The organism is Synechococcus sp. CCY 9618, assembly GCF_019038415.1.
Lineage (GTDB): Bacteria > Cyanobacteriota > Cyanobacteriia > PCC-6307 > Cyanobiaceae > Cyanobium.
Map to the genome: position 1 here is coordinate 16,816 of NZ_JAFKRG010000042.1, position 23,094 is coordinate 39,909.

General features: G+C 69.7%; 23 protein-coding genes and 1 tRNA gene. 11 read left to right on the top strand and 13 right to left on the bottom strand.

From position 1 onward, the window contains the following. Positions 1-67: 67 nt before the first annotated feature. Both KUG41_RS10140 and KUG41_RS10145 read right to left on the bottom strand, forming a co-directional pair. Positions 68-298, bottom strand: a complete 231-nt coding sequence (locus tag KUG41_RS10140; protein WP_216903797.1) for a hypothetical protein — start codon at positions 296-298, stop codon at positions 68-70. Positions 299-598: 300 nt separating this feature from the next. Further along, entirely contained in the window at positions 599-949 is a 351-nt protein-coding gene (locus KUG41_RS10145; RefSeq protein WP_216903799.1) for a hypothetical protein, read from the bottom strand. Here KUG41_RS10145 and KUG41_RS10150 point away from each other — a divergent pair. Then, positions 948-1,550: a hypothetical protein gene (locus tag KUG41_RS10150; RefSeq protein WP_216903801.1), complete on the top strand. Its 603-nt coding sequence runs from the start codon at positions 948-950 to the stop codon at positions 1,548-1,550. The two genes, KUG41_RS10145 and KUG41_RS10150, sit on opposite strands and share 2 nt — an antisense overlap. 750 nt (positions 1,551-2,300) lie before the next feature. Further along, entirely contained in the window at positions 2,301-3,959 is a 1,659-nt protein-coding gene (locus KUG41_RS10155) for an alpha-amylase (RefSeq protein ID WP_216903803.1), read from the top strand. On the opposite strand, the gene KUG41_RS10160 is transcribed toward KUG41_RS10155, so the two are convergent. Further along, positions 3,944-4,444, bottom strand: coding sequence for a hypothetical protein (locus KUG41_RS10160; protein WP_216903805.1), 501 nt, complete (start codon positions 4,442-4,444; stop codon positions 3,944-3,946). The two genes, KUG41_RS10155 and KUG41_RS10160, sit on opposite strands and share 16 nt — an antisense overlap. A gap of 249 nt (positions 4,445-4,693) precedes the next feature. Here KUG41_RS10160 and KUG41_RS10165 point away from each other — a divergent pair, with 249 nt between their 5' ends. Continuing rightward, on the top strand, positions 4,694-6,682 hold the full coding sequence (locus KUG41_RS10165) for a S8 family serine peptidase (RefSeq protein WP_216903807.1): 1,989 nt from the start codon (positions 4,694-4,696) through the stop codon (positions 6,680-6,682). Positions 6,683-6,689: 7 nt separating this feature from the next. Here the strand turns inward: KUG41_RS10165 and KUG41_RS10170 are convergent, their stop codons facing one another. Together KUG41_RS10170 and KUG41_RS10175 are read right to left on the bottom strand one after the other, a co-directional pair. After that, positions 6,690-7,055: a phage holin family protein gene (locus KUG41_RS10170; protein WP_216903809.1), complete on the bottom strand. Its 366-nt coding sequence runs from the start codon at positions 7,053-7,055 to the stop codon at positions 6,690-6,692. Then, entirely contained in the window at positions 7,052-7,444 is a 393-nt protein-coding gene (locus KUG41_RS10175) for a hypothetical protein (protein WP_371734111.1), read from the bottom strand. The genes KUG41_RS10170 and KUG41_RS10175 overlap by 4 nt, the downstream gene beginning before the upstream one ends. 212 nt (positions 7,445-7,656) lie before the next feature. Here KUG41_RS10175 and smc point away from each other — a divergent pair, with 212 nt between their 5' ends. Both smc and KUG41_RS10185 read left to right on the top strand, forming a co-directional pair. Continuing rightward, entirely contained in the window at positions 7,657-11,259 is a 3,603-nt protein-coding gene (gene smc / locus KUG41_RS10180; protein WP_216903810.1) for a chromosome segregation protein SMC, read from the top strand. A 92-nt stretch (positions 11,260-11,351) separates the two neighbouring features. Next, positions 11,352-12,446 (top strand): PRC-barrel domain-containing protein, encoded by a 1,095-nt coding sequence (locus tag KUG41_RS10185; RefSeq protein ID WP_216903812.1) that lies wholly within the window; start codon positions 11,352-11,354, stop codon positions 12,444-12,446. A 17-nt stretch (positions 12,447-12,463) separates the two neighbouring features. On the opposite strand, the gene msrB is transcribed toward KUG41_RS10185, so the two are convergent. From msrB to KUG41_RS10200, 3 genes are all read right to left on the bottom strand, one after another. Further along, positions 12,464-12,889, bottom strand: a complete 426-nt coding sequence (gene msrB / locus KUG41_RS10190; protein WP_216903851.1) for a peptide-methionine (R)-S-oxide reductase MsrB — start codon at positions 12,887-12,889, stop codon at positions 12,464-12,466. A 67-nt stretch (positions 12,890-12,956) separates the two neighbouring features. Continuing rightward, entirely contained in the window at positions 12,957-14,222 is a 1,266-nt protein-coding gene (locus KUG41_RS10195) for a glycosyl transferase (RefSeq protein WP_216903814.1), read from the bottom strand. A 41-nt stretch (positions 14,223-14,263) separates the two neighbouring features. Beyond that, positions 14,264-14,345 (bottom strand) — tRNA-Leu (locus KUG41_RS10200). A 132-nt stretch (positions 14,346-14,477) separates the two neighbouring features. Between KUG41_RS10200 and accC the strand changes: the two genes are divergently transcribed. Next, entirely contained in the window at positions 14,478-15,827 is a 1,350-nt protein-coding gene (accC, locus tag KUG41_RS10205) for an acetyl-CoA carboxylase biotin carboxylase subunit (RefSeq protein ID WP_216903816.1), read from the top strand. Positions 15,828-15,846: 19 nt separating this feature from the next. Here accC and KUG41_RS10210 read toward each other — a convergent pair whose 3' ends face one another. Beyond that, positions 15,847-16,176 carry a YggT family protein gene (locus KUG41_RS10210; RefSeq protein ID WP_216903817.1) on the bottom strand — a complete coding sequence of 110 codons (330 nt, stop codon included), beginning with the start codon at positions 16,174-16,176 and terminating at the stop codon, positions 15,847-15,849. Positions 16,177-16,260: 84 nt separating this feature from the next. Here KUG41_RS10210 and psbX point away from each other — a divergent pair, with 84 nt between their 5' ends. The 4 genes from psbX (at position 16,261) to KUG41_RS10230 (ending at position 18,535) form a co-directional block, all read left to right on the top strand. Next, on the top strand, positions 16,261-16,383 hold the full coding sequence (gene psbX / locus KUG41_RS10215; protein WP_216903819.1) for a photosystem II reaction center X protein: 123 nt from the start codon (positions 16,261-16,263) through the stop codon (positions 16,381-16,383). Between the two features lie 61 nt (positions 16,384-16,444). Then, entirely contained in the window at positions 16,445-17,434 is a 990-nt protein-coding gene (locus tag KUG41_RS10220; protein WP_216903821.1) for a Ycf66 family protein, read from the top strand. Between the two features lie 76 nt (positions 17,435-17,510). After that, complete coding sequence (locus KUG41_RS10225; RefSeq protein WP_216903853.1) at positions 17,511-18,032, top strand: Tol biopolymer transporter periplasmic protein; 522 nt, start codon at positions 17,511-17,513, stop codon at positions 18,030-18,032. Positions 18,033-18,037: 5 nt separating this feature from the next. Then, positions 18,038-18,535 (top strand): hypothetical protein, encoded by a 498-nt coding sequence (locus KUG41_RS10230; RefSeq protein ID WP_216903854.1) that lies wholly within the window; start codon positions 18,038-18,040, stop codon positions 18,533-18,535. Here the strand turns inward: KUG41_RS10230 and KUG41_RS10235 are convergent, their stop codons facing one another. From KUG41_RS10235 to KUG41_RS10245, 3 genes are all read right to left on the bottom strand, one after another. After that, on the bottom strand, positions 18,536-18,754 hold the full coding sequence (locus KUG41_RS10235; RefSeq protein WP_216903823.1) for a chlorophyll a/b-binding protein: 219 nt from the start codon (positions 18,752-18,754) through the stop codon (positions 18,536-18,538). It abuts the gene before it with no gap. 4 nt (positions 18,755-18,758) lie between these two features. After that, positions 18,759-20,780, bottom strand: a complete 2,022-nt coding sequence (locus KUG41_RS10240; RefSeq protein ID WP_216903824.1) for an ABC transporter ATP-binding protein/permease — start codon at positions 20,778-20,780, stop codon at positions 18,759-18,761. Positions 20,781-20,877: 97 nt separating this feature from the next. Then, positions 20,878-21,225: a histidine triad nucleotide-binding protein gene (locus tag KUG41_RS10245; RefSeq protein ID WP_216903826.1), complete on the bottom strand. Its 348-nt coding sequence runs from the start codon at positions 21,223-21,225 to the stop codon at positions 20,878-20,880. Between the two features lie 106 nt (positions 21,226-21,331). On the opposite strand from KUG41_RS10245, the gene KUG41_RS10250 reads away from it, so the two are divergent. Beyond that, entirely contained in the window at positions 21,332-22,864 is a 1,533-nt protein-coding gene (locus KUG41_RS10250; RefSeq protein WP_216903828.1) for a YifB family Mg chelatase-like AAA ATPase, read from the top strand. Positions 22,865-22,879: 15 nt separating this feature from the next. Here the strand turns inward: KUG41_RS10250 and KUG41_RS10255 are convergent, their stop codons facing one another. Further along, positions 22,880-23,071: a hypothetical protein gene (locus KUG41_RS10255; RefSeq protein ID WP_216903830.1), complete on the bottom strand. Its 192-nt coding sequence runs from the start codon at positions 23,069-23,071 to the stop codon at positions 22,880-22,882. Positions 23,072-23,094 lie beyond the last annotated feature (23 nt).

A 23,094-nucleotide genomic window follows, 5' to 3' on the forward strand; every position in this document is an offset into this window, starting at 1 on the left:
CCGGTCGTCGCTCCCAGGAAAATGCCCCGGCCGGAGCCAGGGCGAACATGCCTGAGCTGGTCGGGAATCAGTTGGTGGGATCGCTCCACTCGACGTGGCACCGGAAGTGCGTCTCGGGGCCGAAGGACGTGCAGTCCTTACGGGTGACCACGGCACTATCCGGAACGTCCGAGAGTGTGCGTTCCAGGGCCAGCTGTTCATTGACCGCTTCATTCGTGGCACTGCCAGCCAGTGCTGGAGCCGCGGCAAGGCCGATCATGAAGGGGATCGCAAGGGCGGCTTTGAGGCGTGAAGTCATGGGAGGTCTCCCAGGGGTTTGTATCCATTAGTACAGCCGGAACTGCCGATCGGTTTGACCTGAGCGCCCTTGTTCATCGGACCATGCAGACGTGCATCATTCCTGCTGAGTGGTGATGCGGAGTGCTGCGGCTGCCGCTGACGAAGGGCAGTGAATCCAGCCCGTGAACCCAGGGCGCGGGAATGGATCGGTCAGCGCACTCGTGCTGGGAGGGGAGTGCACTGGTGAGGCAGGCAGCGGGACAGGAAAGGGGTTCGGTCCGATGGCATCGCTTGCCTGGATTGGCTGCCGCGATCTGGATCAGTCACCCGGATCGTTCCATCCGACATGACAGCGGAAGTGCGTCTCCGGGCCGAAGGTCTCACAGCCCTGACCGGTCACGGCGACTCCAGTCGGAACCTCCGGGAGGGACGAGGCACGGGCCCGTTGGAGGCCGACCGATTCCTGAGTGGCACCGGCAGCCAGAGCAGGAAAGGCGGCAAAGCCGATCCACAAGGGCAGCATGAGCGAGGCCTCAAGGGATACCGCCTGGGGGGAGCCACGCAGCCATTCCGCCGGGGCCAGAGGCCTGTTCAGCACGAACAGCGGAGCCAGCCTCACAGCAATACGTTTGTTCTTGTTCACCTGCGGCCGGCCGTACGCCTTCTCCATGCATCAGCGATTTCTTGTGCGACATCCCTATCTGAAAAGCAACGATCAGAGAGGCTTCAAGCACTGGATACCGGTGATTTCGTTGAGCCTGTTGATGGCCCCATCGACAGCCGCACGGGCAGACACAAAATTCGTCAACGCCCATTTCTATGCGTTCACGCCCACAGCCTGCCGGATGGCACTTGACCAATACGGTGCAAGCAGCTGCGACGCGGGAGCCGTATCGGTTGCCGCTGACAATCCCGACTCTGTCAACCTGCACATGCATGGCAAACTCGGCCAATGGCAGTTGTTGATCAAAGAGGCTACATCAACCAGACCGAGGGTGGATTTGGTTGTGATCAGATCCAGCGAAAGCATAGCCAAGAACCAGGCGAAACCGGATTACTTCTTCACTCGAAGCAAGGGAGAGATAACCAAGGGAAACTGCTCGCCCATCCCACTCAAGAAGGAGTCCCGCGGGCGCTGCACCGTCAGACTGAAGGACGGACGGTCGCTGGAAATGAGCTTCTCCACCCACAACCTCTCACCAGCCAACAAGGCTTTGGAGGAATCACCAGCAGTGGCTCGCATCCTTGGGCCTCGCCATCCAGCTTTCTGATGCGATCTTCATTGACGGTACAGGGCTGGGGTTGATCTTCCAGCATCCACGCGCTGGGTGGACTGGCGCTGATTCAAGGCAAAATGGACCCGTGGCTCTACAGGTCTGACCAGGCAATTCGCGACAAGCGGTGGGTACGGGCACGCGCGGACCACATGCGCTGGAGGCACCGGGATTGGAATTGAGAGGAGCATGAACGCCAGAGGCCCGCTTGAAGGGGGGCTTGGCAGGGCGTGACAACCATTGAGACAGGTCCATGCCAGCTGCTCATGGCCCCCCTGGCCAAGCATTCCTCAGCATTTCAATGCACCATGCAGGCCCCGGTGGTGGCGGTGGTCATCCATCGTTATGTCTTTCCGCGCACTGGCGCGGGCGAATGCCACAGCTGTTCGCCACCAGTGCCGCCGCCCATACGGCCAAGCTCAGGCAACGCATCAGCCTGGTGGAAACATCCGAGGTCTCCACCCCTCGCCAGGGGCCGAACAAGCCTTCGCGGCCTGTCGTGACTTCCAGGTCCCCCGCCACCGGGTCCTGCGCAGCATGTTCAGCCAGATCACTGGATCCGCCGCTCCATCTGAACGGACCCTGCCGAGCCCCGTTTCTGATGACGGTGACAACTCTGACTTCACCCGGGCCCCTGGAAGAGAGCCCTGCGGCCTTGGCTTCTGGCAGGAGTGGTTTGGGGATACCAACCCTGCGGCCGATTCCCTGCTACCGGTGGACTTCCGGACTTCGCGCGGACCAGCCGTCATGACCGCCATCTTCGAAGAACTCAAACGCCGCGTCCTGGAAACGGAGATGGATCCGGCCCAGGCCACCGGCACGGCGACGGTGGCCCTGCTGCGGGCGTGGCTGGCCAGCCATGAGCCCGCCCTGGCCGCCCGCAAGCTGGCCGCACCAACGGAATTCAACGGCACGCTGATGCAGTGGTTTCACTGGTACAGCCCCGCCGACGGCGGCCACTGGCGGCGGTTGCAGGATGAAGCGCCGGCCCTGGCCCAGGCGGGCATCACGGCCCTGTGGCTGCCGCCGGCGGGCAAGGGCGGCAGCGTCTGGGACGTGGGCTATGGCACCTACGACCTTTTCGATCTGGGTGAATTCGACCAGAAGGGCACGGTGCGAACCAAGTACGGCACCAAGGCGGAGTATCTGCAGGCCGTGGGCGCCTGCCAGGCCGCCGGGATGCAGGTGTACGCCGATGTGGTGTTCAACCACAAATTGTTCGGCGATGAGCAGGAGGACTACCTCGCCACCCCCTGCGACCCCGCCGACCGCAACCGCCCCCTGGGCGACGAACGCACCATCCGCGCCTGGACCAGCTTTCGCTTCGACGAGCGGGGCGGCCAGTACTCGACGATGCAGTGGCACTGGCACCATTTCGACGGCGTCGATCACAACAGCCTCGATCCGGATTTCAATGCCGTCTGGCGCACCCACGGGGCCAGCTTCGAGCGCAACGTGGATCTGGAGAAGGGCAACTACGACTACCTGATGGGCTGCGATCTGAACGTGAACCACCCGGAGGTGCGCGGCGAGCTGAAGCACTGGGGCCGCTGGACCCTGGAGCACGTGGGCGCCGATGGCTTCCGGATCGATGCCATCAAGCACATCTCCAGCGACTTCTTCCTCGACTGGATCACCGACCTGGAGACCCATAAGGGCCGCGATCTGTTCGTGGTGGGGGAGTACTGGAGTTACAACCTGGAGACCCTCCACTGGTACGTGGCCAACAGCGGCGGCCACATGAGCCTTTTCGATGCCCCCCTGCACCGCAACTTCCACCTCGCCAGCCGCAGCGGCGGCCACTACGACATGCGCCGCCTGCTGGACGGCACCCTGATGCAGGAGTTGCCCCTGCTGGCGGTGACCCTGGTGGAGAACCACGACACCCAGCCGCTGCAGTCACTGGAATCGGTGGTGGAGCCCTGGTTCAAGCCCCTGGCCTATGCCGTGATCCTGCTGCGGGATCAGGGCTACCCCTGCATCTTCCACGCCGATTACTACGGCGCCCACTACAGCGACACCAAGAACGGCCAGACCCACGAGATCTGGCTGCCCAGCCACCGCTTTCTGATCGATCGCTTCCTGATGGCCCGCGGCCACTGCGCCTACGGCCCGCAATACGACTACATCGACCACGTCAACACCATCGGCTGGACCCGCCTGGGCACCCCCGGCCACCCCCGGGCCATGGCCGTGCTGCTCAGCGATGGGGCCGCCGGCAGCAAGTGGATGGAGGTGGGCAAACCCCACACCCGCTTCCGGGATCTGACCGGCCACCTGGGGCAGACGATCACCACCAACGGCGACGGCTGGGCGGAATGGCGCTGTCCGGGTGGCTCGGTGTCGGTGTGGGTGGAGGAGGCGGCCCTGGCGGAGCTGGGGGTGGTGCTTCACAACGAGCGGTAGGCCCGCTGCATCAGCAGCTGCACCTCGACGCTCTCCACACCGGCCATCGCTTCCAGCCTGGAAACGCCGGCCAGGGCATCGCCGATGCTGCCGGACCGGGCCCGCAGCCAGCCGGCCCGGGGCGCATGCTCCAGACCCTCGGCCATGGGAAAGCCGGCCTGCGCCAGCTCGACACGGTGCGCCTCGACGGTGTCCCCCTCCCGGAAGCGGATGAACAGTCGCCCCGTGGGGCAGGCCAGGGAAACACCGTCCTTCGGGGCATAGACGGGGCTGACCTGCTGGCCGGGGGCCAGGGGGCCGGCGGGGGCGCCCCGCAGGATGGCGATCCCCTCGGCTTCGAACACCACAACCGCCCGTGTCGTGGGCAGGGGTTCACCGTGGAGGGCGAAATAGCCGGGCTGCCGTACATACACCAGCTCCTTCGTGGCACCCGCCCTGATCTGCGGGGGGAAGCCATCCGGAAGCGGATCATCCGTGGGCGCCACGGTGCCTCCAGCGAACAACGGAACATCCGGCCACAAGCTGTACAGGTAACTCATCCATCAGCGGGGCACCCTTGAAGAAGAATGAAGTGTTTCCCCCCATGACACCTGTTCAAGACATGGCGGCTTCGCCGTAAAGAGCAGCGCTGAGAAGGGAGAATGGCTCCAGAAATCTGATCTCCGCCTACGCCATTCCGCTGCAGCTTCGCTGAATCTCCATTCTCTCCCTGACCTTCCCCAGGAGCCCTTCCCATGGTCCAGGTTTGCTACGGCGGGAAAAACGGACAGCCCCTTGAGCTGGAGATCAGCGCCAATCACCTCGTCGTCCGCACCCGCAGCCGCCAGGCGGTGATGCCGGAGCGCCCGTTTGAAGTGTCGCCGCTGAGCGCCGAGGCCCGCCGGGTGCTGAGCCAGTTCGAGACCATCACCCGGTTCCGGGAGGCGGGCGTCGAGCTGCTGAGCACGAAAACCGGCCAGGCCGATGGCGGCCTGCGCGACACCGCCCGCCGCCTGCTGAAGGCTGAACAGGCAGTGGCCTTTGCCGGGCGGGTGCTGGTGGATGCCTTTGCCCGGCCGGTGGTCTACACGGAGAACCTGTTCATCAAGTTCCAGGACGACGCGGATGCCGAGGCCTGCCAGAGCCTGCTGCGCCGCCATGGGCTCACCCCGAAGCGGGCCCTCGACTACGCCCGCCATGCCTGGTTCGTGGCGGCCCCGGGCGACAGCGGTCTGGCCGTCTTCGCCATCGCCAGCAGCCTGCTGGCGGAAGAGATCGTCGAGCTGTGCCACCCCGAACTGGTGAGCCGAAGCCGTCAGCGCCGGCAGGCCTTCCCTCCCCAGTGGCATCTCAGGGCCACCACGGTGAACGGCCGGCAGGTGGATGCCCATGCCGAGGTGGAGGCGGCCTGGCAGCTCAGCGACGGCACTGGGGCGATCGTGGCGGTGGTGGATGACGGCATCGACATCGACCATGAGGAATTCCGCTCCTCAGGCAAGATCGTCGCCCCGCGGGATGTGACGCTGCGCAGCGGCGATCCCCGCCCGGGCCGGGGCGACGACCACGGCACGGCCTGTGCGGGGGTGGCCTGCGCCAACGGCCGGTTCGGCGCCGCCGGCGTGGCCCCCGGCGCCAGGCTGATCCCGATCCGGCTGACCTCCGGCCTGGGGTCCCAGGCGGAGGCCGATGCCTTCGTGTGGGCGGCCCGCAACGGGGCCGACGTGATTTCCTGCAGCTGGGGCCCACCGGACGGGGCCTGGTGGGACCCGAACGATCCGACGCACCTCCAGGTGGTGCCCCTGCCGGACTCCACCCGGCTGGCGATGGACCATGCCATCCAGCAGGGCCGCAGCGGCAAGGGATGCGTGATCGTGTTCGCGGCAGGCAACGGCAATGAGAGCGTCGACCATGACGGCTACGCCAGCTACCCGAAAGTGATCGCCGTGGCCGCCTGCAACGACCAGTCGACGCGCAGCGTCTACAGCGACTTCGGCCGGGCCGTGTGGTGCAGCTTCCCAAGCAGCGACGGCCGGCCGTCGCTGACCCCAGGCATCTGGACCACCGATCGCACCGGCGTGGAGGGGTACAACCAGGGCACGCTGCGCAAGGGCGATCCGGCGGGCCACTACACCAGTTCCTTCGGCGGCACCTCCAGCGCCTGCCCCGGGGTGGCGGGCGTGGCGGCCCTGATCCTGGCCCGCAATCCGGATCTGCGCTGGGACCAGGTGCGGGAGATCCTGCGGCAGTCCTGCGTGCGGATCGATCCGGCAGGGGGCCGCTATGACACCGATGGGCGCAGCCCGTTCTACGGCTACGGGCGGGTCAATGCCCGCAGGGCGGTGGAGCTGGCCCTGCCGCCCCAGCCGCAGGCGGCGGTGATCTTCCAGGTGGTGCAGGACGTGCCGATCAACGACTTCCAGACCTCCACCCTCTCGCTGCCGGTGGCCGGCCAGGGGCCGCTGACGTCGCTCACGGTGGCGGTGGATCTGGACCACACCTACATCGGCGATCTGATCCTCACGCTGCTCCCACCGGCGGCCATGGGAGCCGGCCCGATCGTGCTGCACGACCGGGCCGGCGGCGGCACCGACAACATCAAGGACACCTACGACGCCATCAACCGGCCCGCCCTTGGCAGCCTCGAGGGCAGGGATCCAACGGGCACCTGGACCCTGGAGGTGGCCGACCGGGCCGGCCAGGACAGGGGAACCCTGCGCAGCCTGCGGCTGAAGATGACCTTCTGAGGGCCCCTCAGAACTTGCCGGTCAGGGCCCGGGTGGTGCGCACCAGCCCGGCGGTGGTTTCCGGCAGGTAGGGACCCTTGAGCATCTGGCCGCCGATGCGCAGGCTGATGCCGGCCAGGAACAGATCAAGGGCCGCCACGGCGGCGGCGGCCTGCAGCCAGCTCAGGGGGAAGGCCCCCTTGATCCACAGCACCAGCATCAGCTCAGCGGCCACCAGGGCCAGGGCCATCAGGGTGAGGCCCATGCCCAGCATCACACCGCCCCCCACCAGCCGCCGCTTCTCACGGTCGGCCTCCTGCAGGGCGATGCGCACATGCAGATCCATCACCGAGCTGATCAGGGCCGTGACCCGGCCCATGGTCTTGCCGTTCATGCCGAACGCCGACCGGGGGACAGCAGCAGACCCACCAGCAGGCCCACGCCGGCGGCGATGCCGAGGGCCATCAGCGGCCGTTCCCGCACCGGCTTCTCGATCCGGGGCCGCAGGCTGGAGTTGAGCTCATCCAGCAGATGCTCCAGCTGCTCCTCCAGAGGCCGCAGCGTGTCGACCACATGGCCCGCCTGCTCGCCGGTCACGTTGACCAGATCCATCAGCTGCTGCTTCACACCGGAGGTGGTGAGACCGCTCTGGCGGCTGATCACCTCCACCACATGGTCGAGGCTGCCCCGTGTGGCCTCCAGGGTGTGGCGGGCCACCTCGGGCCATTCCTTCTGGATGGTGGGCAGCAGGCTCTCGAAGCGGTCGCGGAACTGGTTCTGCACCTGCTGTCCATCACCGGATTCGATGGCGGCACCCGACCCGGAGGACGGAGTGGTTGATGGCGCGTTGGATGGCGCGTTTTCAGTGGCGGGATGGGTGGTGTCCGTCTCCATGGAAATGCTCGCTGCACTAACTACTTACCAACAGGTTAGGGAGGGGGGCTTGTGGTCGTCGGCACCTCGGCTAAATTCGCAGTGCTCGGCGCACGGGCCTGTTGGTTCATATCAATCAGGTCGAGCTCACCCACTTCAAGTCCTTCGGCGGGTCGATCACCATCCCGCTGGAGCAGGGCTTCACAGTGGTCACCGGCCCCAACGGTTCCGGCAAGAGCAACATCCTCGATGCGGTGCTCTTCTGCCTGGGGCTGGCCACCAGCCGGGGCATGCGGGCCGAGCGGCTGCCGGACCTGATCAACAGCGCCATGCTGCGTGAAGGCAGGGCAGCCGAAACCAGCGTCACCGTCCGCTTCGACCTGGGCGACTGGCGGCCGGACGGCGCCGAGGATGGCCTGGAGGCCCCGGAGCAGGGCCCCTGGATCCAGCCCGGCCAGCGCCACTGGAGCGTCAGCCGGCGGCTGCGGGTGGCCCCCGGCGGCACCTACAGCAGCAGCTTCAGTGCCGATGGCGTCCCCTGCAACCTGCAGCAGCTCCAGACCCAGCTGCGCCGGCTGAGGGTCGATCCGGAGGGCAGCAACGTCGTGATGCAGGGCGACGTGACCCGGATCGTCTCGATGAGTGCCCGCGACCGACGCGGCATCATCGATGAGCTGGCCGGTGTGGCCCTGTTCGATTCCCGCATCGAGCAGAGCCGGCTCAAGCTCGACGAGGTGGTGGAACGGCAGGAGCGCTGCCGCATCGTCGAGCAGGAGCTCCTGGCCGCTCGCCAGAAGCTGGAGCGCGACTGCGCCAAGGCCCGCACCTACCAGGACCTGCGCGAACGGCTGCACGTGGGGCGCCTGCAGGAGCAGGTGCTGGCCTGGGAGGAGGCCCGCGCCCATGGCCTGGCCCTGGCCAGCCGCCTCGAAGGCCTCGACCGCCAGCAGGAGCGGGAACGGGAGGTGATCCTGGCCAGCGAACTGGAGGTGGCCAGCGCCGCCACCGCCCTCGAGGCCCTCCAGGCCGAGGTGAAGACCCTCGGCGAAGACCAGCTGCTGGCGGTGCAGGCGGAACTGGCCGGCCTGGAGAGCAGCGGCCGGGAGCTGGCCCGCCAGGCGGAACGCCACGGCCAGGAGGCCGAGGAGCTGCAGCGTCGCCGCCAGCAGCTGCAGCAGAACCAGGAGGAGCTGCGTCGCCAGCGCCGGGCGCTCGATGCCGGCGCGGTCGACGGGGCGATGGAGCGGGCCGAGGCCCTCTGTCGCGAGGCGGAGGCGGCGGTGGAGCTGTCCCGCCGTCGGCTCGGCGAAGTGGCGGGGCGCTCCGGCAGCTGGCTCGAGGACCAGCAGCGCCGCAGCCGTCAGCGCCAGGACCTGCAGGAGCGGCTCGCTCCCCTGCTGGCCGAACGCCAGCAGCTGGAGGAGCGGCTGCGGCAGGCCGGCGAGCGGCTCGCCGAACTCGATGACGAGGAACGGCTGGAAGGGGAGGTCCATGGGGAGGCCGCCGTCGCCCTGGCCGGCCTCGAAGCCCAGGAGCAGAAGCTCCTGGCGGACCTCCACGTGCGCCAGCAGGGGACCCAGGAACTGGCCGAGGCCCTGGCCCTGCAGCAGCGCACCCGAGCGCGACTGGAGCAGGAGCAGACCAGCCTGGAGCGGGAGATCGCCCGCCTCGACAGTCGCCGCGACACGCTCCAGGAGAGCCGCGGCACCGGCGCCCTGCGCCTGCTGCTGGAGGCGGGGCTGGAGGGCATCCACGGCTCGGTGGCCCAGCTGGGGGAGGTGGAGGAACGGCTGCGGGTGGCCCTGGAGGTGGCCGCGGGCGGGCGCCTGGCCCAGGTGGTGGTGGAGGACGACCGCATCGCCGCCCGGGCGATCGAGCTGCTCAAGAGCCGCCGCGCCGGCCGCCTCACCTTTCTGCCCCTCAACCGCATCCGCGGCGGGAGCGGCGGCTCGGGCGGTGCCGCTCTGCAGCGGGGGGCCGGCGCCGGCGGCGCGAATGGCCTGGTGGGCCGGGCCGTGGACCTGATCCGCCATGAGCCCGTCTACGCCGAGGTGTTCCGCTACGTGTTCGGCGACACCCTGGTGTTCGCCAGCCTGGCCGACGCCCGCCGCGAGCTGGGCCGCTGCCGCGCCGTGACCCTCGACGGGGAACTGCTGGAGAAGAGTGGCGCCATGACCGGTGGCAGCCTGCAGCAGCGCTCGGGCCAGCTGGGGTTCGGCCGCAGCAGCGAGGGGGATGAGGCCGAGCCGTTGCGGCAGCGGCTGCTGGAGCTCGGCGAGAGTCTGCTGGCCTGCCGTCGCCGCGAGGCCGAGCTGGGCCGTGGCCTGGAGGAGGCCCGGCCGGCCCTGCAGGCGCTGCAGCAGCGCCACGCGGCCCTGCAGGCCGAACGGGCCGCCGCCTCCCGCACCCTGGCGCCACGCCAGCAGCGCCGCGACGAGCTGGCCCGCCGGCTGGAGCAGCTGCGTCAGGCCCACGGGAACGATCACCTGCGGATGGAGACCCTCGATCAGACCCTGCCTCCCCTGCGCCAGGCCCTGGCGGAGCTGGAGGAGGCGGAGCGGGCCGCCAGCGGCAACGACGACAGCGCCCGCTGGCAGGGCCTGCAGAGCGAGCTGGAGCGGGCCGACCAGGCCCTGGTGGAGGCCCGCCGTCAGCGGGACGAGCTGGAGGCGGAGCGTCGGGAGCGGACCCTGGGCGCGGAACGGCTGGGCAGCCAGCTGGAGTCCCTGGCCGGGGAGGAGCGGCGGCTGGTGGAGGCCGTGCAGGCCCTGGTGGCCGAACGCCAGCAGTGGAAGGAACGGCAGCAGGCCGAGCAGGAGCGGCGCGAGGGGCTGGAACGGCAGCAGAGCGAGCTGCAGACCCGCTTCGGCGAGCGGCGCCGGGCCCGTGACGGGGCCGAGGCACACCTGGCCGGCCGACGCCAGGCCCTGCAGCAGCGACAGTGGGAACTGGCGCGGCGCCAGGAGGAACGGCAGGCTGTGGCTGAAGAGCAACGCAGCCACAGCCTGCGCCTGGCCCAGCTGGAACGGGACCTGCCCGAACCCCGGCCTGAGCTCCCCGAAGACGTGCGCGGCGGCGGGCTGGAGGCCCTGCAGCAGACCCTGCGCAGCCTGCAGCAGCGCATGGAGGCCCTGGAGCCGGTGAACATGCTCGCCCTGGAGGAACTGGAGCAGCTGGAGCAGCGCCTGGCGGAGCTGGATGACCGGCTCGAGGTGCTCAGCAAGGAGCGGGAGGAGCTGCTGCTGCGCATCGAAACCGTGGCCACCCTGCGTCAGGAGGCCTTCATGGAGGCCTTCCGGGCCGTGGACGGCCATTTCCGGACGATCTTCGCCGGCCTCTCCGACGGCGAGGGCCATCTGCAGCTGGAGAACCCGGACCAGCCCCTGGAGGGCGGACTCACCCTGGTGGCCCATCCCAAGGGCAAGGCGGTGCGGCGCCTGGCCTCGATGTCCGGCGGTGAGAAATCCCTCACCGCCCTCAGCTTCCTGTTCGCCCTGCAGCGCTTCCGGCCGTCGCCCTTCTACGCCCTCGACGAGGTGGACAGCTTCCTGGATGGGGTCAACGTGGAACGGCTGGCGGCCCTGATCGCCGCCCAGGCCGACCAGGCCCAGTTCATGGTGGTCAGCCACCGGCGGCCGATGATCGCCGCGGCCACCCGCACCATCGGCGTCACCCAGGCCCGCGGCGCCCACACCCAGGTGGTCGGTTTGCCGCCGGCCGCCTGAACCGGCAGCGTGGGCCACAATGGGCCGACCAGGCTGTTCCCGGCCGTGAAGCCGTTCCCGATCTCCCTGCCGTTCAGCCCCGATCTCCGGATTTGACCTCCTCGATTCCCCCCTCCACCGAGCCCGCCGCCCCCAGCGACCGCCTCTGGCTGCGCTCCGAACTGATGGGCACCCAGGTGATCACCCGGGACACCGGCCGCCGCCTGGGCGTGGTGGGCGAGGTGGTGGTCGACATCGACCGGCGCGAGGTGGTGGCCCTCGGCCTGCGCGACAACCCCCTCACCCGTTTCCTGCCGGGTCTGCCCCGCTGGATGCCCCTCGATCGCATCCGCCAGGTGGGCGACGTGATCCTGGTGGATTCGGTGGATTCCCTGGCCGAGGCGTTCAATCCCGAGCGCTACAGCAAGGTGATCAACTGCCAGGTGATCACCGAATCCGGCGCCCAGCTGGGGCGGGTGCTGGGCTTCAGCTTCGACATCGAGACCGGTGAACTCACCACCCTGGTGATCGGTGCCCTCGGCGTTCCGCTTCTGGGGGAGGGCGTGCTCAGCACCTGGGAGATGCCGGTGGGGGAGGTGGTCAGCAGCGGACCCGACCGGATCATTGTCTACGAGGGGGCTGAAGAGAAGCTCAAGCAGCTGGGCACCGGCCTTCTGGAGAAGCTCGGCATCGGTGGCACCAGCTGGGAGCAGGAGGAGCGCGAACGGTTCCGCTCCGGCGCCGTGCCCGCCGAGAACCAGCTCCCCGCCGGCCAGCCCGCCGCCCAGGAGCAGCGCCGGATCCAGCCCGCCGTCAGCCGAGCCTTCCAGCCCGCCGATGAACTGGAGTACGTGGAGCTGGAGGAGCGGCGGGAGCGGGAACCCCTGCGCCAGCGCCGCTATCTCGATGACGACGAGGTGGCCGAGCCGCGCCGGCGCCCCGAACCCCGTCCGGCCCCGGCCGAGCCCTACGGGCGGGAGCCCTACGAAGACGACACCTACGGGCGTGAGCGTTACGGGCAGGAGAGGGGACGCCGCGAGCGCCCCCCCGGGCCCTACGACAAGCCGGCCTACAGGGAGGACTTGCCCTACAGCAGCGAACGGCCACCCCTGCGGGAGCCGCTGCAGGAACAACCCGCCGACCCACCGGCTCCCCGCCGCCGGGAGCCGGTGGACGTGGAGCCTGAGATTCTCGACGATCCCTGGTGAGCAGAGGGTTTCCCTGCTCAGCCCTGTTCGAACTGCAACGACGCTGAGTTGACGCAGTAGCGCTGACCGGTGGGCGCCGGCCCGTCGTTGAAGACATGGCCCAGATGGGCCTCACAGTTTGCGCAACGGATCTCCGTGCGCTCCATGCCGTGGGAGCGGTCGGTGTGGGTGGTGATCGCCCCGTCCCTCACCCCCTGCCAGAAGCTGGGCCAGCCGGTGCCGGAATCGAACTTGCTGGTGGAGCTGAACAGCTCGCTGCCGCAGCAGACGCAGTGGTACATCCCGGTGGCCTTGTTGTTCCAGTAGGCACCGCTGAACGCCCTCTCGGTCCCCCCCTGGCGCGCCACCCTGTACTGCTCCGGTGTGAGCCGGGCCCGCAGTTCGCTGTCGTCGAGAACCGCTTCCGAAGTCGGGCCGGGGGTGGTGGTGTCGCTCTGCTGCATGGTCAGAATCCTCTGCACGGCATGGTTGGGAAAATCCTATCCACATCGGAGGGGCCGTCCCGAGGGCTCAGACGGGCGGCAGCAGGCCCCGCACCATCTCGGCCACGGCGGCCACCGCCCCCGGTGCCCCCCGCAGGCTGCGCAGGTCGTCGGCCATGGCCGTCAGCCGCTCGGGGTGGTCCAGCCAGTCGGCGGCCTCGGCGGCGATCTGGGCCGGTTCGATCGGCCCCACCCGCTCCGGCACCACGGCCCGGCCGGCGGAGATGTTGGGCCAGGCCAGGAAACCGCGATGGCGCATGCGCCAGGCCGTCAGGGCCACCCCCACGAGGCGCCGCAGCAGGGGCAGTCGGGCCAGCAGCCCCATCCAGCCGTCCCAGGCCTGCATCACCTCCAGGTGCTGGGTGGGCACCAGCACGATCATCGGCACCCCCAGGGCCCCCAGCTCGGCCGTGTTGGCGCCCACCGTGGTGAGCGCCAGGGCGCACTGGCTCAGGGCCGCATGGGCGGGGTGGCGCTCCAGCAGACGAATGCGGGTGCCGGCGGCCGTGACGATCTCCCCGTCCTGGAGCTGGGGCTCACCGCTGCCCCGGCCGCGGACCAGGGGATTGGCGGGACCGGCGTAGGCCAGCAGTTCCCGCACCGAGGTGGTGGGGGCCACCGGCAGCAGGAACCGGCAGCCGGGCCGCAGGCCCGCCAGCCGGTCGGCCGTCTCGAACAGGAACGGCACACCCACCAGCAGCTTCGCCCGCTTCGAGCCAGGCAGCAGGGCCACCCAGTCGCCGGCCGGCAGGGGCTCGTCCTGGCGGGCCAGGCTGGAGAGGTCGGCCATCAGATCGCCCACCACCGTGGCCCGGCCCCGCCAGCGGGGGGCGAGGCGATCGGCGGCCGCGGATCCCATCAGGGCGATGCGGTCGTTCCAGCGCGGCCAGCGGGCCACCCACTCCGCATAGGTGAGGTGGCGGTAGCCCAGCCGCGCCGACAGCAGCACGGTCCAGAACTGGTCGCCCCCCAGAAACACCACCACCCCCCGGGGGGGCCAGGGGCCATGGCGGCGGGGACGCAGCAGCAGCCACCAGAAGCGGGAGGCCGGCAGCACACGCTCGAACAGTCCCCAGTCCCGGGCCACCCGGTGCTCCTGGCCGGTGGCATTGGGACAGGGCACCACCACCAGCTGAAGGGAGCAGGGAGCCCGCGGATCCCGGGGTCGCAGGGGCAGCATGGCGTTGAGGTGCTCCGCCAGGGGACGCACCCAGGTGCTCAGTTCCCCGGGGCCGTTGCTGACCAGCACGATGGTGCTGCCGGCGGGATCGGAGACCGGCGACGCTTGGGACAACGGGACCGCTGGATCCGGGGGACGGGAGCCGAAAAGGAAAATGCGGATGGCGAGACTTGAACTCGCAAGGCCGAAGCCACACGCCCCTCAAACGTGCGTGTCTACCAATTCCACCACATCCGCGTGGCTGGCTCGGGGTGATGCCCCTCACCGACTGAGCAATATACGCATGAGCTGCCCCGCCGGTGAGCACTGATACAGTCCGCCCCGGCACGGCCGCACCTTCGCCTGCCCCCATCGCCCGGACCTGAGCGGATGCCCATCGGCAAACTGCTGATCGCCAACCGTGGCGAGATCGCCCTCCGCATCCTGCGCAGCTGCCGGGAGCTCGGCATCGCCACGGTGGCCGTCTACAGCACTGTCGACCGCAACGCCCTGCACGTGCAGCTGGCCGACGAGGCGGTGTGCGTGGGGGAAGCGCCCAGCAGCCGCAGCTACCTGCACGTTCCCAACATCCTGGCGGCTGCCACCTCCCGGGGCGCGGACGCCATCCACCCCGGCTACGGCTTCCTGGCGGAGAACGCCGACTTCGCCGAGAAATGCCTCGACCACGGGCTGATCTTCGTGGGCCCTTCGCCGGCCTCGATCCTGGCCATGGGTGACAAATCCACCGCCAAGATCACCATGCAGCGGGTGGGGGTGCCCACGATCCCCGGCAGCGAGGGGCTGCTGGAGGATCCCGCCGCAGCCGCGGCCCTGGCCGAGATCATGGGCTACCCGGTGATGATCAAGGCCACCGCCGGCGGTGGCGGCCGGGGCATGCGGCTGGTGCCGGAGGCCGGCCAGCTGGAGAGCCTGTTCCGGGCGGCCCAGGGGGAGGCGGAGGCCGCCTTCGGCAACCCTGGCCTCTACATGGAGAAATTCATCGCCCGGCCCCGCCACGTGGAGGTGCAGGTGCTCGCTGACCGCCACGGCAACGTGGTGCACCTGGGGGAGAGGGACTGCTCGATCCAGCGCCGCCACCAGAAGCTGCTGGAGGAGGCCCCGAGCCCGGGCCTGGATCCGGAACTGCGCCGCCGCATGGGCGACGCGGCGGTGGCGGCGGCCCGCAGCATCGACTACGAGGGCGCCGGCACGGTCGAATTCCTGGTGGACAAGAAGGGCGGTTTCTACTTCATGGAGATGAACACCCGCATCCAGGTGGAGCATCCGGTCACCGAGATGGTGACCGGCATCGATCTGATCGCCGAGCAGCTGCGCATCGCCGGTGGTGAGCCGATCTCCTTCACCCAGGAGCAGATCCACGTCACCGGCCACGCCATCGAGTGCCGCATCAACGCGGAGGATCCCCGCCACAACTTCCGCCCGGCCCCGGGCAGGATCACCGGCTGGCTGCCACCCGGCGGACCGGGCGTGCGCGTCGACAGCCACGTCTACACGGGCTACGAGATTCCACCCTTTTATGACTCCCTGATCGGCAAGCTGATCGTCTGGGGCGTCGACCGGGACCATGCCCTGCGGCGCCTGCGGCGGGCCCTCTCGGAGTGCGCCATCACCGGGATTCCCACCACCATCGAGTTCCACCTGGCCCTGCTGGATCGGCCGGAATTCCAGCGGGGTGAAGTGTGGACCAAGTTTGTGGAAGAGGAGATGCTGAACGGCTGATTGCCGCGAGCGCGGCGGATCAGCCGATCGCCTGACTGCGCAGCAGCGCCAGGGTGAGCAGGCCCTGCTGGCCCACCAGCAGCTCCCTCAGAAGACTGATCAGCCCCACCCACACCACCGGCGTCACGTCCACCCCGCCGATGGGCTGGATCAGCCGGCGGGTGGGAGCCAGAAAGGGTTCGGTGGGCGCGCCGACCAGACGCATCACGCCACGGCTGAGGTCCACCTGGGGGTACCAGGTGAGCACGATCCGGAACAGGAACAGCAGGGTCCAGCCCGCCAGGACCAGCCCCAGGGCCAGGTGCAGCAGGGGCAGCGGCGCCAGTGCGGGAAGGGCCAGGGCCGTCACAAAGCTCTAAGCGGGTGGAGTCCGATCGTAGGAAGCCGCCGCCCCTGCCTAGGATCTGCCGAGCTTTCCGCGCGAACGCCCGCCATGACCCCTTCCCTCGCCAACTTCCTCAGCAGCCTCGCCTGGGGTGCGGTGATCGTCGTGGTTCCCATCTCCATCGCCCTGGTGCTGATCAGCCAGAACGACCAGGTGGACCGGAAGCTCTGAGCCCCCTGTGATCGACCTGGTGCGGTCCCTACAGTGGTGGCCGTCGCCCGGGTGAACCGCCGTGGTCAATGCCAGCCTCAACTGGGCCAGCATCGTCGGCATTGTGCTGGCGGTGGGAGGAGCCTTCCTCTACTTCATGAGGAGTTTCAAGCCGGCGCTGGCCCGTGACTACGACGTCTTCTTCGCCGCCATCGGCCTGCTCTGCGGCGGCATCCTCTTCTTTCAGGGCTGGCGTCTCGATCCGATCCTGCAGTTCGGGCAGTTCCTCCTGGCCGGCACCACGGTGTTCTTCGCCTACGAGAGCGTCCGCCTGCGCGGAGTGACCACCGAACAGGCCCGCCGCTCCTCCTATTTCGACGACGAGGAGCCTGCCGCCCCCTTCCGGCCCCGGGGGGGCCTCGGCGGCGGCCGCAGCTGGGAGGATGAACCAGACCGCTTCGACGAGCCGGAACCCCTGCGACGCCGCATTCCGTCCCGCGAGGAGCCTGAGGACGACTTCTACCGTCCTCGCCGCCCCAGCCGGGCCGCGATCCCCGAGCGGGCCGCCAGCCGCCGCGACGAACCCGAGACATGGGACTCGCCCCGCCGTGAGCGCCCTTCCGGCCGGCCGGAGCGGGATGTTCCCCCCGACGACCTTCCCGGCCGAGTGGCCGGTCGCTACAGCGCCGGTGGCAGCGGCCGATCCCAGCCCGCCGATTTCGGAGCCCGTCGCCGCGAACGGGACAGTGGTCCGGAAACCCGCCGCGGCACCCGACCGGTGGCCAGCGCCGACACTCTGCCCCGCTCCAGCCGCCGGGGAAGCACCCCCCCGGGTGAGACGACGCCTTCCCCTCGTGACGCCGCATTCTCGTCACCCCAGGGAACACCGATGGGCACGCCGATCCGCTCCAGCGGCCGCCGCAGCGAGACCGACGAGGTCAGCGATGCCGACTTCTCACCCATGGCTGGAGGCCGCCCCCGGCCCCCGTCGGCGGACGCCCGTCCCCCGGCGGCCGAGCCCCCCGCCAGCCGGCCCTCGGCACGGGACAACAGCTCCCGTTTCGACGACTGATCCGCTGAACTCCCAGCTCTGGCCCCGGGCCCATCGCAGCGCCGCTCGCCCGTCCCTTTCAAGGGTCCTGCTGCCCCTGGGCCTGCTGGCTCTGCTGCTTGCCGGCTGCGGCAGCTGGGGATGGGGACGACGCAGCGCCGGCCCTGTGGGGTGGGGCAGCAGCGACCGTCAGGATCCCGCCCTGAGCGGCAACGGCCGGGTGCTGGCCACCGTCGTGCGTCGCGACGGCCGCGACACGGTGCTGCTGCAGGAGCAGCCCTCCGGATCGGTCCTGCCCCTGCGCCACCTGCAGCGGCAGCAGCCCCACCGCTCGCCCTCCCTGAGCTGGAACGGCCGCTACCTGGCCCTGCTGGTGCAGCAGGGCCCGGAGCGTCTGGCGGTGATCGAGGACCGGGCCACCGGCCGCCTGCATCGCCTGCGCCTGCCCGGCGATCTGGTGCCGGAGAGCCTCAGCCTCGCCCCCGACGGCCGGCGCATCGCTGTGAGCCTGGAGGGCAGCGGCCGCTCGCGGGTGCAGCTGTTCGACCTCACGCCGCTGCTGGAGCCCGACCTGCCCGCCGGTCTGCCGGTGCCGGGGGCGGGGAGCACCACGCCGTGAGGCTCCTGCCAGAGGCTCTGGTCAGGGCCGGAGCTCTCACCGGGGCCGTCAGCCTGCCCCTGCTGCTGGCCGCCTGTCTGGCGCCCCTGCCCCAGCCGCTGACGGGCCTGAACCAGCGCCTCGAGGCAGCCGGGCCGGCGCGGGCCCCTTCCCTGGCAGGCGACTGGCTGGCCCTGATCGTCAGCCGGGACGGCCGCGACCGGATCCAGCTGGTGGACCTGAACCGCCGGCAGCCGGTCCCCCTGCCGGGCCTGGAGCGGCCCGACGCCCAGCCCCTGAGCGTGGCGGTGGACGCCCGCGGCGAGCGGCTGGCCCTGGTGCGCCAGCTGGAGGGCCGCACCGAACTGCTGCTCTACCGGCGCAATCTGATGGCCCTGCAGCCGGTGGCGCTGCAACCGCCGGGGGTGCCGCGCCGGGTGGCCCTGCGGGCCGACGGCCGGGAGCTGGCGGTGGAGGTGAGCCGCCAGGGCCAGTGGCAGGTGGACCTGATCGCCGTGCCCTGATCAGGGCACCAGTCCGGCCCAGTGCAGGAAGGTGTCGTGGCTGAGGGCCTCGATCACCAGCACGGCGGTGAAGCCGAGCATGGCGAAGCGGCCGTTGACCCGCTCCGCATAGCCACTCCAGCCGAAGGCCGGGGCGTCAGCGGTGGTGGCGCTGGTGGGGGGTGGCGCCGGGTTGGTTTGGGGGGCGTCGGCCGATGGGGTGGAGGTGGGGTCGCTCATCGGATCAGTCCTGGCGGCCAAAGGTATAGCCCTCCGCCGGAAGCAGGCGCCAGCCGGCGTTGCCATCGAGCTCCAGAACGGTGTCGTGGTAGGCGGTGAGGGTGGGCCTGTGGCCAACGCTCACAAAGGCGATTTCCCGCTCCACCAGCAATTCGTAGAGGGCCTTCTCGGTGGTGATGTCGAGGGCGCTGGTGGCCTCGTCAAGCACCACGAACCGCGGCGAGTTGAGCAGCAGCCGGGCGAAGGCCAGCCGCTGCTGCTCCCCCAGGGAGAGCAGCCGGGGCCAGTCCTGCTTGATGTCCAGGTCGGGGTAACGGTGCACCAGTTCGGGCAGACGCACCTGCTCGAGCACGTGGCGCAGCTGCTCGTCGCTGAAGCGATCGGGGGGCTGGGGGTAGCAGAGCTGCTCCCGCAGGCTGCCCAGCAGCATGTAGGGCTTCTGGGGAATGAACATCAGTTCCCCCACCGGTGGCCGCTGCACGCTGCCGGCGGCCGGCGGCCAGAGGCCACTCACCAAGCGCAGGAAGGAGGTCTTGCCGCAGCCTGAGGGCCCCACCACCAGCAGGCGCTGGTTGGCGGTCACCTCCAGGCTGAGGTCGCTCACCAGCAGGCGGTTGGTGCGGGGCGGCACCAGGTTCACGTGGCTGACCAGGATCGATTCAGGGCGCACGGCACCGGCCCCCGCGCCCATGGCGCCACCGGCGGAGGCCTGCTCGGCGGCGACGAACTCCGCCATCTCGGCACTGATCGATTCCACCTTGCCCTGGAAGCCCTCGAGACGGCTGATGGAGGCGGAGAAGGCGGCCAGCCGGTCGATGTTGTTGACGATGTAGCTGACCGAAAACAGCACCTGGGAGAAGGCGATGCTGGCCTGGCCGAAGACACCGAAATCCACCTCCTTGGCGAAGTAGATCGGCGCGATCACCAGCCAGGGCAGGAAGCGGGAGAAATAGTCGTAGGAGCGCTGGATCACACTGATCAGCGCCTCCCAGATGATCAGCCGGTTGTAGTTGACAATCACCCCATCAAGGCGGCGTTCGCCTTCCTTCTGCTCCTGGCGCTCGCCCCGATAAAACGCGATCGATTCAGCATTGTCACGGATATGAACCAGGCCGTAACGGAAATCGGCCTCCAGCTTGAGCTGCTGATAGTTCAGATTCACCAGCTTGCGACTGGCGAACACGATCAGGGCTGTGCCGCCCACCGAATAGGCCAGCAGCCAGAGGGCCAGGGTCTGGTTGATGCTCCAGAGAACGATGATGAAGCTGAAGAAGGTGAGCAGGGCGGAGATGATCTCCACCGTCACGCTCAGGCTGGTGGCGGTGAAGCTGGCGGCGTCCTGGGAGATCCGCTGGTCCGGGTTATCGATCTCTTCGGCGCTTTCGTCATTGGAATTGAGAACGTAGTAGGCCCGGTTGGTGAGATAGCGGCCCAGCATGCGGCCGCTGAGCCATTCCCGCCACAGCAGGCCGAGCTTGGGAATCAGGTAGCTCTGGATGGCACGGATCGGCAGGGCCAGCACCAGGCAGAAGGCGTAGATCGCGACGATCTTCCAGAACTCCTCCGCCTTGTACGCCACCAGGGCGTTCTCGATGTTGCGGGCGATGTAGCTGATGCCGACGTTGATGCCGTTGATCACCAGGATCAGCAGGGCGATCACCCCGAGCAGCAGCCAGGGCAGCCAGCGCCCCTGGCGCAGCTTGGCCCTCAGGCTGATGAAGGCGCCCAGGCCGGCGGCGAACAGCACCATGATCACGAGACCGATCGGCCCTTTCCAGACCGCCGCCACCTGCTCGGGCACCCCGGGCAGGAAGCGGTTGCGCAGTTCGGGGATCCAGGCGCCGGCGGCGGCCACCACCCCGGTGAGCAGCAGCAAGGTGAAGCCCACCACCACCGCCAGCAGGGCTACCACCAGGAGCAGGAACTGGCCGCTGCCACCGCCACCTTCGTCGAGGGGCAGGAAGTAGGGCTGGGCCAGGCGCTGCAGCTTGCCCAGCTGCTCGCGAAGGGCCTTCAGGGGGGTCATGGGAGCGGGCGGATCGGGCCATTCTCACCGTCGGGGCCGTCCCGTGGAGGCCACGGTGTGAAGCCCGCCATCCCGGCGCCCGGATCAGCGAAGGGAATCAGCCGGGGGGCCAGGCCAGGGGCCGGCCGCCGATCACGTGCAGATGCAGGTGGAACACGGTCTGGCCCGCTTCGGCGCCGCTGTTGATGACCGTGCGCCAGCTCTCGAGCCCCTCCTGGCGGGCCACCCGGGCGGCCACCAGCAGCAGGTGGCCCAGCAGGTCCTGGTGCTCGGCGGTGGCCTCCGCCAGCTGGGCGATCGGCTCGCGGGGAATCACCAGCACGTGGACCGGAGCCTGGGGATTGACATCCCGGAAGGCCAGGCAGAGGTCGTCGGCGTAGACCTCCTGGCAGGGGATCTCGCCCCTCAGGATGCGGCCGAAGATCGTGTCGCTGCTGGCGGCCATGGCCTGGCGGGGGCGGAGGACAGGGGGTGGAGGCCACTGGAGGAGCGGGGCGGCCGGTGGCGCTGGACGGCCGGTGGCACTGGACGCTCAGTGAGCCCCTGGCGTGATGTTGGCACGGTGCAGCAGCGGCGCCCTGCGGGGCCTGGAGGCCCAGGCGGTGACGGTGGAGGTGGACATCGCCCCAGGACTTCCAGGGCTGCTGATGGTGGGCCTGGCCGATGCGGCGGCCCAGGAATCCCGGGAGCGGGTGCGGGCGGCGCTGCGCAACGCCGGCCTCAAGGTGCCCCTCACGCGGGTGGTGGTGAACCTGGCCCCCGCCGATCTGCCCAAGGCCGGCCCCGGCTTCGACCTGCCCATCGCCCTGGGGCTGCTGGTGGCCAGCCGCCAGCTGGCAGCGGAGCGGGTGGAAGGGGTCTGGAGCGCCGGGGAGCTGGGGCTGGACGGGGGCCTGCGGCCGATCCGCGGGGTGCTGGCCCTGGCCCTGGCGGCCCATCGCCACGGCGCCCGGGCCCTGGTGGTGCCGGCGGCGAACGCCGTCGAGGCCGCCCTGGTGGCAGGGCTGAGGGTGTGGGGGGCCGACCACCTGAGCGAAGTGGTGACCCTGCTGCGGGATCCCTGGCCGGCCAGGGTCCCGACCCCCCCGAGGGCCCTGGCCCCCGCGCCGGGGGCCAGGGCCGATCTCGCGGAGGTGTGCGGCCAGCACCATGGGCGGCGGGCCCTGGAGATCGCCGCGGCCGGCGGCCACCACCTGCTGCTGGTGGGGGCACCGGGCAGCGGCAAGACGATGCTGGCCCGGCGGCTGGCCCCCCTGCTGCCACCCCTCGCCCACCGGGAAGCTCTGGAGGTCACCCAGCTGCACTCGGTGGCAGGCCTGCTGGGCGAAGGGGCCGGCCTGCGGCAGGAGCGTCCCTTCCGCAGTCCCCACCATGGCTGCTCCGCCGCGGCCCTGATCGGCGGCGGTGCCCTGCCCCGTCCCGGGGAACTGAGCCTGGCCCACCACGGCGTGCTGTTTCTCGATGAGCTGGCCGAATTCCGCCGCGAGGTGCTCGATCAGCTGCGCCAGCCCCTCGAGGAGGGGGAACTGTGGATCAGTCGCGCGCGCCAGCGCTGCCGGTTCCCCTGCCGGGTGCTTCTGGTGGCCGCCACCAACCCCTGTCCCTGTGGCTGGTACGGCGATCCCTCCCAGAGCTGTCGCTGTGGCGAAGCCCAGCGCCGCCGCCACTGGGGGCGCCTTTCCGGGCCGCTGCTCGACCGGATTGATCTGCAGGTGGTGATGCGCCGCCCCGAGGCCCGCGACCTGGGCAGCCCCTACCGCGAGGGCACCCCAGCGGCAGGGGAGACGAGCGCCGTGGTGGCGGGGCGGGTGGCGGCAGCCCGGCAACGGATGGAACGCCGCAATCGGGAGGGACTGGCCAACGGTCAGCTGACAGGCCAGGCCCTGGCCGGGGTGGTGGCTCCGGAGCCGGACGCCCTCCGCCTGTGGGAGCGGGCCCTCAGCCAGCGACGGCTGTCCGCCAGGGGAGCGGAGCGGGTGCTGCGGGTGGCGCGCACGATCGCGGATCTGGCCGGTCAGGCCAGGGTGTCGACGGCGGCGATCGCCGAAGCGCTCGGTTACCGCTCCTTCGACCGGGTGGACTGAGTCTGCGTTGAAGACTCAGAGGCGGCGACGGCGACGGCGACGCTCGTCGCTGTAGGGCTGAACGCCGATGGAAGGAGGACGGTGGAGGGCTTCCTCGCCGGGATTGCCCCAGGCATGGTTGATGGTTTCCGCCAGCCAGTGGCCAATCCGCTGGAGGAGGAAGGCAAGCCTTGACTGGCCTGCCGCTGGTGCGACCGGATGGTCCATGGACCCTGGTGCGATGACCCTTT

Bases quoted from the DNA above. Each gene is read 5' to 3' on its own strand.
- KUG41_RS10140 (WP_216903797.1), bottom strand. From the start codon at position 298: ATGACTTCACGCCTCAAAGCCGCCCTTGCGATCCCCTTCATGATCGGC.
- KUG41_RS10150 (WP_216903801.1), top strand. From the start codon at position 948: ATGCATCAGCGATTTCTTGTGCGACATCCCTATCTGAAAAGCAACGAT.
- KUG41_RS10145 (WP_216903799.1), bottom strand. From the start codon at position 949: ATGGAGAAGGCGTACGGCCGGCCGCAGGTGAACAAGAACAAACGTATT.
- KUG41_RS10155 (WP_216903803.1), top strand. From the start codon at position 2,301: ATGACCGCCATCTTCGAAGAACTCAAACGCCGCGTCCTGGAAACGGAG.
- KUG41_RS10165 (WP_216903807.1), top strand. From the start codon at position 4,694: ATGGTCCAGGTTTGCTACGGCGGGAAAAACGGACAGCCCCTTGAGCTG.
- KUG41_RS10170 (WP_216903809.1), bottom strand. From the start codon at position 7,055: ATGAACGGCAAGACCATGGGCCGGGTCACGGCCCTGATCAGCTCGGTG.
- msrB (WP_216903851.1), bottom strand. From the start codon at position 12,889: ATGCAGCAGAGCGACACCACCACCCCCGGCCCGACTTCGGAAGCGGTT.
- accC (WP_216903816.1), top strand. From the start codon at position 14,478: ATGCCCATCGGCAAACTGCTGATCGCCAACCGTGGCGAGATCGCCCTC.
- psbX (WP_216903819.1), top strand. From the start codon at position 16,261: ATGACCCCTTCCCTCGCCAACTTCCTCAGCAGCCTCGCCTGGGGTGCG.
- KUG41_RS10235 (WP_216903823.1), bottom strand. From the start codon at position 18,754: ATGAGCGACCCCACCTCCACCCCATCGGCCGACGCCCCCCAAACCAAC.
- KUG41_RS10240 (WP_216903824.1), bottom strand. From the start codon at position 20,780: ATGACCCCCCTGAAGGCCCTTCGCGAGCAGCTGGGCAAGCTGCAGCGC.
- KUG41_RS10245 (WP_216903826.1), bottom strand. From the start codon at position 21,225: ATGGCCGCCAGCAGCGACACGATCTTCGGCCGCATCCTGAGGGGCGAG.
- KUG41_RS10250 (WP_216903828.1), top strand. From the start codon at position 21,332: ATGTTGGCACGGTGCAGCAGCGGCGCCCTGCGGGGCCTGGAGGCCCAG.
- KUG41_RS10255 (WP_216903830.1), bottom strand. From the start codon at position 23,071: ATGGACCATCCGGTCGCACCAGCGGCAGGCCAGTCAAGGCTTGCCTTC.